This is a genomic window from Hydrogenophaga intermedia (assembly GCF_023715105.1).
GTDB classification, from domain to species: Bacteria; Pseudomonadota; Gammaproteobacteria; order Burkholderiales; family Burkholderiaceae_C; genus Hydrogenophaga; species Hydrogenophaga intermedia_A.
Window position 1 is genome coordinate 1 of the sequence record NZ_JAMBNO010000143.1, and the last position, 253, is coordinate 253.

The window sequence follows — 253 nt, forward strand, 5'->3', positions numbered from 1 at the left end:
CCACGCCGGCGGCGCGGGCATAGCTGCCAATGTCGCCGACGGTGGATTTGGAGATGCCGAGGGCGGCAGCGATTTGGCGGGTGCTCAAGGCCCCACCGTTCAGCAGTTGCAGTGTGTGTCGTAGTTTTGCGTATTTCGGCGAATGTGACCGGTCATTTCGGCGCATCGTGACCGGTGGGCTGAGGGGTGTTTTCAGCGCCGTTCCGGTAACGTGACCGCCCGTTTCGGCGATCGTGACCGCCGTGGTGTTGGC

At 63.6% G+C, this 253-nt stretch carries 1 protein-coding gene; it reads right to left on the bottom strand.

Going from position 1 to position 253, the window contains the following annotated elements; translation table 11 throughout:
* Positions 1-232 (bottom strand): hypothetical protein (locus M3149_RS22945; protein WP_251711650.1); only part of this gene is annotated, 232 nt, incomplete at its 3' end.
* Between the last annotated feature and the right edge of the window lie 21 nt (positions 233-253).